This is a genomic window from Conexibacter sp. DBS9H8 (assembly GCF_023330685.1).
GTDB lineage: Bacteria > Actinomycetota > Thermoleophilia > Solirubrobacterales > Solirubrobacteraceae > Palsa-465.
This window is the reverse complement of the sequence record NZ_CP097128.1, coordinates 3,260,089-3,272,133: the sequence shown is the minus strand read 5'-3', so window position 1 is coordinate 3,272,133 and position 12,045 is coordinate 3,260,089. Positions and strand designations below refer to the sequence as shown.

At 70.8% G+C, this 12,045-nt stretch carries 12 protein-coding genes; 5 read left to right on the top strand and 7 right to left on the bottom strand.

Annotated features, from left to right (window positions below):
* Positions 1–19: 19 nt before the first annotated feature.
* Positions 20–1,537, bottom strand: coding sequence for an MFS transporter (locus tag M3M55_RS15700; RefSeq protein ID WP_371878773.1), 1,518 nt, complete (start codon positions 1,535–1,537; stop codon positions 20–22).
* 112 nt (positions 1,538–1,649) lie between these two features.
* Here M3M55_RS15700 and M3M55_RS15695 point away from each other — a divergent pair, with 112 nt between their 5' ends.
* From M3M55_RS15695 to M3M55_RS15685, 3 genes are read left to right on the top strand one after another with little or no spacing between them, the layout of a single operon-like run.
* Positions 1,650–1,910 carry a MoaD/ThiS family protein gene (locus M3M55_RS15695; protein ID WP_249010444.1) on the top strand — a complete coding sequence of 87 codons (261 nt, stop codon included), beginning with the start codon at positions 1,650–1,652 and terminating at the stop codon, positions 1,908–1,910.
* A gap of 5 nt (positions 1,911–1,915) precedes the next feature.
* Positions 1,916–2,992 (top strand): sialidase family protein, encoded by a 1,077-nt coding sequence (locus M3M55_RS15690; RefSeq protein ID WP_249010443.1) that lies wholly within the window; start codon positions 1,916–1,918, stop codon positions 2,990–2,992.
* Positions 2,993–3,005: 13 nt separating this feature from the next.
* Positions 3,006–3,818: a class II glutamine amidotransferase gene (locus M3M55_RS15685; protein WP_249010442.1), complete on the top strand. Its 813-nt coding sequence runs from the start codon at positions 3,006–3,008 to the stop codon at positions 3,816–3,818.
* A 2-nt stretch (positions 3,819–3,820) separates the two neighbouring features.
* On the opposite strand, the gene M3M55_RS15680 is transcribed toward M3M55_RS15685, so the two are convergent.
* Both M3M55_RS15680 and M3M55_RS15675 read right to left on the bottom strand, forming a co-directional pair.
* On the bottom strand, positions 3,821–4,132 hold the full coding sequence (locus tag M3M55_RS15680; RefSeq protein ID WP_249010441.1) for a DUF427 domain-containing protein: 312 nt from the start codon (positions 4,130–4,132) through the stop codon (positions 3,821–3,823).
* Positions 4,133–4,424: 292 nt separating this feature from the next.
* A complete protein-coding gene (locus M3M55_RS15675; RefSeq protein ID WP_249010440.1) occupies positions 4,425–5,387 on the bottom strand; it encodes a hypothetical protein in 963 nt (320 codons plus the stop codon).
* Between the two features lie 153 nt (positions 5,388–5,540).
* Between M3M55_RS15675 and M3M55_RS15670 the strand changes: the two genes are divergently transcribed.
* Complete coding sequence (locus M3M55_RS15670; protein ID WP_249010439.1) at positions 5,541–7,265, top strand: bifunctional diguanylate cyclase/phosphodiesterase; 1,725 nt, start codon at positions 5,541–5,543, stop codon at positions 7,263–7,265.
* On the opposite strand, the gene M3M55_RS15665 is transcribed toward M3M55_RS15670, so the two are convergent.
* Positions 7,246–7,980 (bottom strand): response regulator transcription factor, encoded by a 735-nt coding sequence (locus M3M55_RS15665; RefSeq protein ID WP_249010438.1) that lies wholly within the window; start codon positions 7,978–7,980, stop codon positions 7,246–7,248. The genes M3M55_RS15670 and M3M55_RS15665 overlap by 20 nt on opposite strands.
* Positions 7,981–8,197: 217 nt before the next feature.
* Here M3M55_RS15665 and M3M55_RS15660 point away from each other — a divergent pair, with 217 nt between their 5' ends.
* Complete coding sequence (locus tag M3M55_RS15660) at positions 8,198–8,710, top strand: hypothetical protein (RefSeq protein WP_249010437.1); 513 nt, start codon at positions 8,198–8,200, stop codon at positions 8,708–8,710.
* 19 nt (positions 8,711–8,729) lie between these two features.
* Here M3M55_RS15660 and M3M55_RS15655 read toward each other — a convergent pair whose 3' ends face one another.
* From M3M55_RS15655 to M3M55_RS15645, 3 genes are all read right to left on the bottom strand, one after another.
* Complete coding sequence (locus M3M55_RS15655) at positions 8,730–9,710, bottom strand: hypothetical protein (RefSeq protein ID WP_249010436.1); 981 nt, start codon at positions 9,708–9,710, stop codon at positions 8,730–8,732.
* Between the two features lie 139 nt (positions 9,711–9,849).
* The gene (locus M3M55_RS15650) at positions 9,850–10,524 is read right to left on the bottom strand and encodes a hypothetical protein (protein ID WP_249010435.1); all 675 of its coding nucleotides are present in this window, start codon (positions 10,522–10,524) and stop codon (positions 9,850–9,852) included.
* Between the two features lie 336 nt (positions 10,525–10,860).
* Positions 10,861–12,036, bottom strand: a complete 1,176-nt coding sequence (locus M3M55_RS15645; protein ID WP_249010434.1) for an NAD-dependent epimerase/dehydratase family protein — start codon at positions 12,034–12,036, stop codon at positions 10,861–10,863.
* Between the last annotated feature and the right edge of the window lie 9 nt (positions 12,037–12,045).

The following is a 12,045-nucleotide window of genomic DNA, read 5'->3' as shown; positions in this document are numbered from 1 at the left end:
CCCCGGACCCCGCGGCCCGTCAGATGGCCGGCCGGGGGCTGCGCGACGGGATCGCCGGCGCGGTCAGCTTCTGGCGGACCATGGACAGCGGGGCGGCGATGTCCTCGAGGGACCGCCCTTCGGCGTCGACGGCGAGCACCGCGGCGATGACTCCGCCGAGGATCATCAGGCCCGCGCCGAGGATGTAGCCCCAGAACAGGTGGTTGGGGTTGTAGTGCGGGCCGTTGCCGATCAGCGACCCGTACAGGTGGGTGCCGAAGGACCCGAACAGCTGGGCGATCGCGAAGAACACGGCGATCGCCTGGGAGCGCACCTCGAGCGGGAAGATCTCCGAGGCGGTGAGGTAGGCGGCGCTGGCGCCGGCGGAGGCGAAGAAGAAGATCACCGTCCAGGCGATCGTCTGCGTGGTGGCGGTGAGGTCGTGGTCCTTGAACAGGATCGCGGAGATGACAAGCAGGGCGCCGGAGAGCAGGTAGGTGCCGGAGATCATCTTGCGACGGCCGAGGGTGTCAAAGAGCCGTCCGATCGTCAGCGGCCCGACGAGGTTCCCGACCGCGAAGGCGAAGAAGTAGTAGGCCGTGTCGGATGACTTGACGCCGAAGAAGTCCGATAGGACGAGCGCGTCAGTGAAGAAGATCGCGTTGTAGAGGAACGACTGGGTGGCCATCAGGACGGCGACGAGGGTCGAGCGTCCCGGATAGTTCTGAAACAGCACGCGGACGAGCGCGAGGTAGCCGAGGCGGTCCATCGGGCGGATCTCAATCTCGGCGCCCTCCGGCAGCGGCGCGAGCGGACCGTTGGAGGCCTCGACCTCCGCCTCGATCGCGGCGATGTTCGCCTCCGCCTCCGCGGCGCGGCCGTGCATGATCAGCCACCGCGGACTCTCGGGCAGGTTCTTGCGCACGTAGATGATCACCAGGCTGAGCACCGGGCCGACGAGGAACGCGATCCGCCAGCCGAGGTCGGGGGAGAGCTTGTTGAGCAGGAACAGCGTCGCGGCGGTCCCGAGCAGCGCCCCGCCCCAGTAGGTGCCGTTGATCGCGATGTCCATCCGTCCCCGGTAGCGGGCGGGCATCATCTCGTCGATGGCGGAGTTGATCGCCGCGTACTCACCGCCGATGCCGGTGCCCGCGAGCACCCGGGTCGCGTAGAGGAAGACCACCCAGGCACCGCCGGCCTGGGTGGCGGCGGTGAGGCCCGAGCCGATCAGGTAGACGCCGAGGGTGATCGTGAAGAGCCGTTTGCGTCCGAGGGTGTCGGCGAGACGGCCGAAGAAGAGCGCGCCGATCACCTCACCGATGAGATACCAGGTGGCGATGTTCGCCGCCTGGCTTGTGCTCAGGTGCAGAGTGTCGTGCTGGGTGAAGACCGCGGCGAGGTTCGAGGCGATCGTGATCTCGAGGCCGTCGAGGATCCAGGCGACGCCGAGGGCCATCACCATCCGCGTGTGGAAGCTCGACCATCCCAGCCGGTCCAGCCGGGCCGGGATCGAGCTGCGGATCGTCTGAGGGTTCTTCTCCGCCTCGACCGCCGTCATCACGCTCACCTCACTCACGTCGTTCCGATGATTCACCGCTCCTACCCCGCTGTGACAGGACTTAATCCCCACCGGAGCCGGGCCCTTGCCGGAGGGGGGACAATGGGCGACGGTGGCTGTCATCTGCGTTCGAGGGCCGATCCGTCGCCTGGCCGGCGATCAGGCCGAGCACGCGCTCGCGGCCGGGACCGTGCGTGAGGGGCTGTCCGCGCTCGAGCGCACCCACCCGCCGCTGCGCGGGTGGATCCTTGACGAGCAGGGGCGGGTTCGCCGCCACATCAACATCTACGTCAACGGCGAGCGGGCGGAGGCGGCGACCGCGCTGGCGCCGAGTGACCGCGTTGACGTCGTCCCAGCGATCACGGGAGGCTGAGTGCGATGACCGAATTGGCCGTCGGAACGAAGAAGGGCCTGTTCCTGCTCGACGACGGCGATCCCGGGGGGAGCTTCCGCATCGGTGCCCGCGCGTTCCCGGGTGAGCCGGTCGACTTCACCGTGCGTGACCGGCGCAGCGGCCGTCTCTTCGCCACCGTCACCTCCCCCTTCTACGGCCCGAAGATCTTCTTCTGCGACGGTGACCCGGGCGGCGAGTGGACCCAGGCGGCCGGGGTGAGCCTGCCGGAGGGGTGCGGGCAGGCGCTCGAGCGGATCTGGGTGATCGCCCCGGGTGAGGCGGAGGGGACGCTGTATGCGGGCGGGGACCCGGGGGTTCTGTTCGAGAGCGCCGACGACGGTGCGAGCTGGACGGTCAACGAGGGCCTGTGGTCTCAGCCCTCGCGCCCGGACTGGCAGCCGGGCGGCGGCGGTCTCTGTCTCCATTCGATCTGCCCGTGGCCGGGGGACCCCGACCGGCTCGCGGTCGCCATCTCCGCCGCCGGGATCTGGCTCAGTGACGACCGCGGCCGCACCTGGCGGCGGGGCAACCGGGGCCTCTCCCCCGAGTACGTGCCGGAGGAGGCGCGCGAGGACGAGGACACTCCGCGCTGTGTCCACCACGTCGAACGCGCGCCCGGGCGGCCCGAGCGGCTGTTCATGCAGTTCCACGGCGGGGTGTACCGCTCCGATGACGCGGGGGAGAGCTGGAGTGACGTCGGTGCCGGTGGGTTGCCCTCGCGGTTCGGCTTCCCCCTCGCCGTCGATCCGGCCGATTCCGACAGCGCCTACCTGATCCCGCTCGTCGCCGACTCGGACCGGACGATGCCGGAGGGGCGCGTGCGCGTGTGGGTGACCCGGGATGCGGGGGTGAGCTGGTCCCCGCTCGGGGACGGGCTGCCCGCCGAGCACGCCTACCTCACGGTGCTGCGCCAGGCGTTCTGCCGGGCCGGGGCGGGAGATGAACTCGGGCTGTTCTTCGGCGCCACCTCCGGGGAGCTGTTCGGCAGCGCCGACGCCGGTGCGAGTTGGCGCTCCCTCGCCCACCGGCTGCCCCCGATCTACTCGGTCACCGCGGCATGAGCGGCCGCTGAGGATGTGCCGCCTGTTCGGAATGGCCGCGGGGCCGCGGCCGGTGACGGCGACCTTCTGGCTGCTGGACGCGCCCGACAGCCTCGCCCACCAGAGCCACGAGAATCCCGATGGCACCGGCGTCGGGTTCTTTGACCCGGGCGGGCATCCCCACGTCGAGAAGCAGCCGATCGCCGCCTTCAGTGACCGCCGGTTCGCCGCTGAGGCCCGGGAGATCCGCTCGCGCACCTTCGTCGCCCACATCCGCCATGCAACCACCGGGGGTCTCAGCGTCGCCAACACCCACCCGTTCATCCTTGACGGGCGGATCTTCGCTCACAACGGTGTCATCGACGACGTCGCCGCGCTCGAGCGCCGGCTCGGGCCCGAGGGGATGGCCCTCGTGCACGGTGAAACCGACTCGGAGCGCTACGGGGCGCTGATCACCGTCGAGATCGCCCGCGCCGGCGGGGACGTCGGGGCGGGCCTGCGACGGGCGGCGGAGTGGGTCGGCGCACACCTGTCGCCACGGTCGATCAACTGCCTGCTCGCGGACGCCGACGGGTTGTGGGCGCTGCGCTACCCGGAGACGCACTCCCTGTATGTCCTCGAGCGGTCCGCGGGCGGCGCCGGCCCGGCCCCGGCGGCCTTGGAGGCCCACAGCCGGCACGGGACGCGGGTCCGCAGCGATCACGGGTGCGCGCATCCGCTCGTCATCGTCGCCTCCGAGCGGCTCGACGACGACCCCGGCTGGCGCGAGCTCGCCGTCGGCGAGCTGATCCGGGTCGGCCCGGACCTGAGCGTCCACAGCGAGTCGCTCGCGCTCGGGGGCGGCTGAGCTCAGGCGGCCGGGTCGAGGGTCACCTGACGGGGATCGAAGGCGACATAGCCGCTGTAGTCGGAGCCGACCCGGGCAAAGGACGCCGGGTAGGGCTCCGGGTAGCTCCAGGCGGCGTCGGCGTGGCGCTGTCCCGTGACGGTGACGTCGTGGTACTGGCAGACGCCCTTCCACGGGCACGTGTAGGGGGTGGGGCTGTCTGAGAGCACACCGTCACTCAGGGACGACGGCGGAAAGTACGGGTTACCCTCAATCATGATCAGCTCGGACTCGGCCGCAGTGGCGATCACGGCACCGTCGATCTTCGCCTGCATTCGTCAACCTCCTCTGGGGGATGGGGATCGTCATTGTCCACGAGTGGGGCGCTCAAACCGGTGGAAGCTGCGCAACCCGCGGCGCGGCTGCGCGTTTGAGTGCGCACAGCCCGGGTACAGAAGGTTCGTCACCCTCACCGTCGGCCGCCCGCGAGCGCACGCGTTCTCGGTCAGTCGGCGTGGGCAACTTCCCCCAGGCCGGACAACTCTCAAGCAGCCCTGGGGGGGAAAGGCGGCCGCGCCGAGGTGAGCGATCATCTCGGGGCGGCTGTCAGTACGCCGCCGGGCCGGTTCAGGAGCGCCAGCCGCCTGCTCCGCTGAGCAACGTCGCGGGATCGGACCATTGGCGTTGGTGGCCGGGCCCGTGGGGGCTGATCGCGTCGAGGCCGAGCCGTCGGCGCCGTGGACCCCGGGGGCGGGTGCCGCCCCAACGGCCCGGCCAGTGGACCCACGCCCCGGGCCCGGCCACGTCGGAGGCCACGTCGGAGGCCGCGTCGGAGGCCGCGTCGGAGGCCGCGTCGGAGGCCGCGTCGGAGGCCGCGTCTGACGGTGTGTCGCTGAGCAGCTCAAGCGCGGAGTCGGGCGTGGCGCCAGCTCCGTCGGCCCGGTCCCACCAGGTCCCGGTCCAGTGACGGCCCGGGCGGGTGTGGCAGCCGTGGGAGCCACGGGCGACAAACAGGATCGGCTGTTCGCCGGCGCGCCACACTCGCCCCCAGGGCCACGCCTCGACGCGGGCGTGGACGGCGCAGAGGAGCAGCTCGGGCGCGCCGTCCGCGTCGAGACGGACCTGCACCATCTCCCAATCCCCCTCGTGACGTCCGACGGGCAGCCGCTGGCCGAGCAACGGATAGTCGTTGTAGGGGTAGAAGAACCAGTAGGCGAGCCACAGCCGGCCGTCGCCGCCAACGGCCGCACGTCCGTGGATCGGAGTCGCACCGACCGGTCGCTCGCGCCGCCACGCGTCGGCCGCCGCCGCCGGGTCCCGCGCGACCAGCCGATCCTCCCGGCTGGCCTGAACCCCGTCCGCGTAACGCTTCGCGCCCAGAAAACTCAGGCTCAACTCGAGGTTGAGGTCTGGGCCGGATGCGTCGAGGCCAGGGCCATCGTGGCGCTCGAGCCTGACGGCGAAGTCGGCGATCCACGCAGCCGGTCCCACCGCGAAGTAGCGCTCGCCCGAGTCGTAGATGAGCCGGGGCAGATGGCGGGTCAGGATCTCTGCCCCGTCCGCGTCGGCGATGTCCCTGGCGGTGCTCATCGAACTGTCCGCGGGGTAGGGACCTCACCTAGGCAAAACGCGGACCAGCGCATAGGATTGACGGTGGTCGCCACGGTGGTCAGGAGGAGCAGGCTGGGCGTGGCCGCAGGGAAGCTGATCGACCCACGGTACAAAAGGTAGGGCTCGCAGACGGTGCCTTCAGACGTCTGGCCCGGTGAACGCACTGAGACCTCACCGGTCCCGCAGATCCACACTCCGGTGCTTCGCACCTACGCGCAGCTGCTTCGTGACGTCCTCGACGAGATCTCGGAGGCGGTTGTCGTCTTCGAACGCAGCGGTGAGGTCATCCTCTCCAACCGGGCGATGGAGCGGCTGCTCGGGGACGCTCCCCACCAGCGCGAGAGCCACCACACCGTCGGGGAGCTGTTTTCCGCGCTCGGAGCCCGGGTCGACGCTTCCACACTGGCGATGCTGATGGGACGGTCGATCTCGCAGGCGACGATTCAGCTCGAGGGCGGCGGGGCGCTCGAGTGCCGGGTGAGTCCGCTTGCGGTGCACCCGGGCGAGCAGCGAGGGCTGATGACCTTCCAGGAGCCTGTCCCCCCCAGCGACGAGCTCAGTGACCTGCGCCGCCGGGCCTTCCACGACCGCCTCACCGGCCTGCCCAACCGTGAGCTGCTGCTCGACCGGCTCAACCAGGCACTCACCCGGCGGGCGCGGGATGGCGGGGCGGTCGGCGTGATCTTCCTCGACCTCGACGGCTTCAAGCAGATCAACGACCGCTACGGGCACGCGACGGGGGACCGGGTCCTCGTGGAGGTCGCCGCCCGGCTCAACAACGCGATGCGCCAGGCCGACACGGTCGGCCGCCTCGGCGGGGACGAGTTCGTCGTCGTCTGTGACGGGCTCAGCCGCGACCACTCGATGGAGGAGATCTGCGAGCGGCTGCAGAGCGTGCTCGCGACCCCCTTCACCGTCGACGGTGCGTCTCTCAGCCTTGGCGGAGTCAGCGTCGGCGCGGTGCTCGAATCGGCCGCGAGAGCCAACGCCCCTGAGCTGCTTGCCCGCGCGGACGAGCTGATGTACCTCGCCAAGCGCAGCGGCAGCCAGGTCGCCATCGAAACCGAACCCGAGCGCGTCCCGCAGCGCCCTTCGGCCGGGCTGTTGCACGGCTTCACCCAGGCTCTGGAGTCGGGCGAGCTCCAGCTCGTCTACCTGCCGCTCGTGTCGCTTGACCCCCGCCGCGTCGTCGCCGTCGAGGCGCTGCTGCGCAGCACGCGGCCCGAACTGGGCGGGCAGGGGCCCCTCGAGCTGCTCGCGCTCGCTCGGGAGGCCGACCGTGTCCATGCCCTCAGCCGGCTCGTGCTCCATCGGGCGGCCGCCGCCGTCGCCGAGCTCAGCCTCGGGGCCCGGGAGGACCCGTTGAGCGTCATCGTCAACCTGTCCGGTGACCAGCTCGCCGACCCGGCTCTCAGTCAGCTCGTCACCTACGCGGCGACGGCCGCCGGGATCGACCAGCGGCTGCTTGGCTTCGACATTCCCGAGGGCGTGCTGATGCGCGACCACGCCAACCTGACGCCTCAGCTCGAGGCCCTCCTCGCCCTTGGCTGTCAGCTGTTCGTTGACGACGTCAGCGGGCCGGGCCTCAACCTCGACACGCTCCGTGAAATCGGTTTCAGCGGCATCAAGCTCGACGTGAGCGTCGTCGCGACGCTCACCGCCGGAGTTGAGGTGCCAGACTCGATCACCGACCTGATCAGCCGCGCGCACGGCGCCCGGCTGTCGGTCGTCGCGGAGGGCATCGCCAATGAGAACGGTCTTGAGGCCGCCCGCCGCCTCGGCGTCCTCGGTGGCCAGGGCTACGGATTCTTCGGGTTCCCCCGTCCGCTGCCCGAACTCAAGCGGCTGATCGCCTGAGCGGCCGGTCAGACGGCGCGCCCACGTTCCGGCGAAGCCGCTGCACGCCCGCGATGAGTTCCGAACGGGAATGCACCTCGAGCTTGCGCATGATGTTCTTGACGTGCGTGCGGACCGTCTCGGCGCTGAGCACGAGCTCATCGGCGAGCTGCTCGGTGCTGTGGCCGAGGCAGAGGAGGTCGGCGACCTCCCACTCGCGCGGGGTGAGCGGGCTCTGGACCGGTCGCATCCCGATCCCCGGTTCGGGCAGCTCCCGGAGTCGATGGACGAGGTGGGTCGTGAGGCCGCGCGGAATCGCAGCGATCCCGGCGCTGACGTCGGCGACGATCCGGGGGAGGGCACGAAGGTCATCGAGATGGACGATCCCGAGCGCCCCGTGGCGCAGCGCGAGCACCCCGAGCTCGGGGTCGCGGCGAGCGGTGAGCAGGACGGTCCGGCTCGAGACGAGCGGATCACCGCGGAGCTGGTCGAGCGTGCCCATCCCGGCGAGATTGGGCAGTCCCGGCTCAGGCAGGCCGAGGTCGACGATCACGATGTCAGGCCGATGGTGCCGGGCGAGCCGCACGACGTCGGTGGTCGACGTGGTGGCGCCGACCACCTCGATCCCCGCCTGGCCGAGGATCGTGATCGACTCCGTGCGAGCGCGCCGGTCGGCGACGGCCACGAGCACACGAAGGCGTTCCCGGGTGTCGATCAGGTGAGCCGGTGGTCGCATGCGCTGTCTGTCGATTCCCCGTGAGCCAATACTCAGACGTTCGTATTCTGACCTTCAGCTTATCGAGATGTCCTGTCTTTGCGGGAACTTTCAGGGAATCGCCCGGAACATCCGATGTACCCACGAGTAAGAAATCAAACATGCACGTAAGTGGGCTCTCATTACACATAATGACCGTCTAGCTGGGGGCGGGGATGACGCGGGCGCCGAGACGGACGTGGCGTCGACGGCCGAGTCCGCCGCGCGGGCGGCTCTGCTCGCGTCGCTGCGCGCGGCGATCGACGCCCTGCTCGTGTGTGCCGACCATCTCGAGGCGATGATCGAGCAGACCGATCGGCTGCTCGGCGCCCACCGGCCCTCCGCACCGGTGCCCCCGCTCAGTGAGATCAGCCACGGTGGGGGGCCGAGCCCGCTGCTCGCCGACGGCCCGGGCCCCGAGCGGGTCGACCAACCGGCGCCCGATCTCGGCGTGAGGATCCCCGGCAGGCCGCCGCTCTCCCCGACCGGTGCTGCGTCTCCGCCTGCCATCCCGGCCGCGCCGGCGACGGCGACGGCGACTGGGCCGGCCGTCGACCCGACCGGGTTGCCGGCGGAGGTCTCGGCGAGTTCGGCGCTGCTCGTCGCCGTCGACCTCGCCCACCGGGGCTACAGCCGGGAGGAGATCAGCGAGCGGCTCAACGAACGCTGGGGATCTCGGGCCGCTGAGCTGCTCCGGCGGGTGATGGACTGATCGCGACCACGTGGTACCGTCACGGCGCTTCGGGGGTGTCGTCGCGACCACCGAGTTCCGCCGCGGCGGCGCTCGCGAGCGCGAGGATCTGATCCCGAACCCGCTCGCGCAGGCTGCGGACGTCAGCCTGGGCCTCGGCGACGGTGTCGTCCCGCAGTTTGGCGGCGTCGGCCCGGGCCGCATCGAGCAGCGTCTCGGCTGCCTGGCGGGCCTCCTCCCGGATCGTCGCCGCGGACTGTCGGGCCCGGGTCTGCAGCGCCTCCGCCTCCGTGATCACCTGCTCCATCCGGGCGGCCATCGCATCGACACGCCGGGAAACCTCATCCTGGATCGCGGCGACCTCAGTCTCAAAGCGGCGCCACATCTCCTCGCGCTCCTGCTCGGCCGCGGCCCGTTCCTCGATCACCCGCTCCCGTTCCGCCGCCGACTCCCGCTGGGCGCGCTCCTGCTCGGCCCCCGCCTCCCGGCGAGCGGTCTCGAGCGTCACGTCGGCCTCGCGGTGGGCGCTCGCCAAGATCATCTCGGCCTCGCGGCCGGCGGTTGCCAGGATCGCCTCGGCCTCCCGGCGGGCGTCCGCCACGATCGTCCCGGCGCGGGCCCGTGCCTCTGAGGCTGCGATGGCCATCAGGTCCTCCGGCTCGCTGCTGCCGTTGCGGCGCTCCCCCTCGGGTGCGCGGAGGGCAGGCTCGGTCATCTGAGCCGACGTCAGAGCGGACTCTGGGGTCGGGCCAGGCGCCGCGGGAGGGATCGGGGCTCGGTCGGGGACGCGCGCCGAGGTCGGCGGCGCCGGAACGACTCCGCGCGCCGTCTCGGTGCCGGCGCTGGCCGGGCGGATCCGCCCCGGCAGCTCAGCGGCCTCGAGCTCGGCGAGCTTGGCCTGAAAGGCACGGATTCGAGCCTCGAGCCGTTCGAGGTGGTCGCCGGCGGCCGCGCGGGCGGGACTGCGGACCGGGGTGCCGCCCTCGGAAGACCGGTCGGAGGCTTCATGCGGGCTGGGCATCATCGCGGTGTGAAGATCGGTGTGAGGTGATCGAGCGCGAAGTCGGCGCCTGCGCGCACCGCGGACTATTCCACGTGAGGCGCCAAAGTCCAGCCGAGTGGGCCGGGTGAGAGAAAACATCCAGACCGCCGGTGCGGCATCAGCGGCTGCTGGCGGGGCCCGCGCCGGCTCCCGGATGGCTCGGCGGTGTTGGCGCATCGGCCCGCTCGACGCGCTGGGCGACGGTCGCCTGCACGGCGGCGATTCCGGCGCGGAGGGCAGCGAGGGTGTCACAGCCGGCCCCCCGCACGGAGGGGGTCAGCCGGTCCGCCAGCGTACTGAGCGCGTCGACGGCGGCGAGCAGCTCACGATCCTCCACCGATGCGTGGCGTCTCCGCCTGGCCTCGAGGCTCGGCGGTCGCCCCTGCTCCGCCGCCGCGTCCTGCTCTGCCGCCGCACCCTGCTCCCCCCGGACGGCACGCCGGAGGGCACGGAGATGGCCGGTCTGGTCGGCGGCGAGCCCGAACAGGACGTGGACCCGGCCCTCCCGGCTGCGCCAGAGCAGGTCACTCGCATCGTGTGCCTCGTCGTAGATGGCGGCGATCAGCTCGTGGCCGTCCGGGGTCACGTCCGCGAGGTGCTCGATCGCCGCCAACAGCGGCCGGAGGTGCTCCGGGCCCGCCGCCTGATCGGCAGCGGGGACAGGCGCCGGCTCGGATCGTCGTCCCCCCAGCGTGAGATCGAGTCCGCTCAACTGCCGGGCGATCGGACCCGGAAACGCGCCCGCATCCGGACCCCCCGCCTCACCCGCGCTGTCGCTCCCCCGATCGCCCACGATGGTGGATTACCGCAGTCACGCCTCCCCCTAACCTAAAGCCTCACTAATGGTTGGTAAGTCGGTGGGCCGGGTGCTCAAGGCCGCCTTCAGACACGCCGATGAGATCTGTGCGGAGGCCTCCACCTCCGTTCGTTCTCAGCAGGCTCGCCGCCTCACCCACGGACCTCTCTCGCGGACGCTCGCACGCGCCCGTGCTCTCTCCGCCCGCGCGTGGGCGGAGCGGGACGATCCGAGCCTGGGTGAGGCGGTGGAGTCCCGGGCACCGTTCACTCACCCGGTCGCCGCGCCGGCGGCCACCCGATGGGACCGCTGTGGTGCCGGCGCGAGCCGGGGCTAGGCCTTCACCGGAGCCTGGGTCCAGAGCGAGCGGGCCGGGATCTTCTCCATGTCACAGCGGGCCCGGTACTTCTCCGCGATCTCGGTGACCTCCTGCATCAGGCCCTCGGCGAGGGTGATCGGCTGCAGGCCGAGGTGGAGGAACTGGTCGTTGGCGACGTGAAGGTCGTTCTCGGCCGCCTCATTGCGCGGGTTCTCGACGTAGGCGATCTCCGCGCCGGTGAGCTTGGAGACGAGCGCGGCAAGGTCAGACAGCCGGTGGGTCTCGGTCATCTGGTTGAGGATCCGCACCCGATCGCCCCGCGCGGGTGGGTCCGAGATCGCCAGCTCGATACAGCGCACCGTGTCCTGGATGTGGATGAACGCCCGGGTCTGGCCACCGGTGCCGTGCACCGTCAGCGGATGGCCGACGGCGGCCTGCATCAGGAACCGGTTGAGCACGGTGCCGTAGTCCCCGTCGTAGTCGAACCGGTTGATCAGGCGCTCGTCCCGCTCGGTCTGGGCGGTCTGGGTGCCCCAGACGATCCCCTGGTGCAGGTCGGTGACCCGGAGCCGGTCGTTCTTGACGTAGTAGGCGAACAGGAGCTGGTCCTGGGTCTTGGTGAGGTGATAGATCGAGCCCGGGTTGGGCGGATAGAGGATCTCCTGCTCGACCTCACCGTCGGGGGTGTCGACCTTGACCCGCAGGTAGCCCTCGGGGATCTTCATGCCGGCCGTCCCGTAGCCGTACACGCCCATCGTCCCCAGGTGGACGACGTGAGCGTCGATCTCGGACTCGACGACGGCGGCGAGCAGGTTGTTGGTCGCGTTGAGGTTGTTGTTGACCGTGTAGCGCTTGTGCCAGCTGCTCTTCATCGAATAGGGCGCGGCGCGCTGCTCGGCGAAGTGGACGACGACGTCGGGCTCCCACTCGCGCAGCAGCGACAGCAGCCGGTGGTACTGCTCGGCGACGTTGAAGCGGTGGAAGGCGATCGTCTTGCCCGACAGCTCGCTCCAGGCCCGCAGCCGCACACCCATCGGCGCGATCGGCGTGAGCGAGGAGACCTCCAGCTCATTGTCGATGTTGCGGCGGGACAGGTTGTCGACGATCTGCACGTCATGGCCGATGTCGGACAGATGCAGCGCCGTCGGCCAACCGCAAAAGCCGTCACCGCCAAGAACAAGAATCTTCACGTTTGCCTC